Source organism: Micromonospora rubida, assembly GCF_009908295.1.
GTDB classification, from domain to species: domain Bacteria; phylum Actinomycetota; class Actinomycetes; order Mycobacteriales; family Micromonosporaceae; genus Micromonospora; species Micromonospora rubida.
Genome location: NZ_JAAALO010000031.1, coordinates 1 through 1,242, shown reverse-complemented (window position 1 = coordinate 1,242; position 1,242 = coordinate 1). Strand labels below are relative to the sequence as shown.

Annotated in this window: 1 protein-coding gene; it reads right to left on the bottom strand. The window is 66.4% G+C overall.

Annotation, left to right across the window (positions count from 1 at the left end; all coding sequences use genetic code 11):
- On the bottom strand, positions 1-1,162 hold a 1,162-nt coding region (locus GVV04_RS31935), incomplete at its 3' end, for an IS256 family transposase (RefSeq protein ID WP_161692718.1).
- Positions 1,163-1,242: the final 80 nt, after the last annotated feature.

Here is a 1,242-nt window from a genome sequence, read left to right as displayed (position 1 = left end):
GCTGGACGACGAGGTAGAGGACCTTCATCGCGGCCTGCTCGGTCGGGAAGTGCCCTCGCCTGCGGGCGGCCTGCCGGAACCGGGCGTTGAGGCTCTCGATGATGTTGGTGGTGTAGAGAACCTTGCGGACCTCGTGGTCGTAGTCCAGGAACGGCACGAACTGCGGCCAGGAGGTCCGCCACAGGCGGATGACGGCAGGGTACTGGTCACCGAACTCGGCGGCGAACGCCTCGAAACGGGCCTCCGCGGCCGCGACGGTGGGGGCGGTGTAGATCTCCCGCAACGCGGGGGTGATCTTCTGCCAGTCCTTGCGGTTGGTGTATCGCAGCGACGCCCGCACCAAATGGACGACGCACTGCTGGTGCACCGCCTGCGGCCAGACCTGCTCGATCGCGGTGGTCATGCCCTTGAAGCCGTCGGAGCAGACCATGAACACGTCCTCGACACCGCGGTTACGTAGTTCGGTGAGGTAGCCGGCCCACTGCTTGGCGCCTTCGCCGCCGCTGCCGGCCCACATGCCCAGCACGTCACGTTCCCCGTCGAGGCTGATGCCGACCACGACGTAGACGGGCCGGTTCGCGACCTGCCCCTGGCGGATCTTCATCACCAGGGCGTCGATGAACACCACCGGATAGATCCGGTCCAGGGGCCGTTGCCGCCAGGCCTCCATCTCGTCCAGGACACTGTCGGTGACCCGGCTGATCAACTCCCGGGACACCTCGGCGTCATACACGTCAGCCAGATGCGCGGAGATCTCCCCGGTCGTCAATCCTTTGGCATACAGCGACAGGATCGCCTCGTTGAACCCGTCCAGGCGGCGGGCGTGCTTGGGCACGATCCGCGGCGTGAACGACCCGGCCCGATCCCGCGGCACCTGGATCCGCACCGGCCCGACCTCGGTCTGCACCGTCTTCGCCCCGTGACCGTTACGCACGTTGGCCCGCCGACCGGTCGTGTCGTCCACACCGGCCTCGTCAAGATGGGCATCCAGTTCGGCGTCGAGCGCTGATTCCAGGACGGTCCGAGTGATCCCTGCGAGGAGCCCACCCGGCCCGACCAACGAGACTCCGTCAGCCTTGGCCCGCTCCACCAACTGCTGAGCGAACTCCACCTCCACCGCCGTCGGCCGCGGAAGCTGAACAGCGTTCTTCTTGTCTGCCATGACATGGTCCTTCCCGGACAGGATCAACGTCCTGTCCAACGGACCACACCCAGGTCAAACACGGAAATCTACGCAGTCCC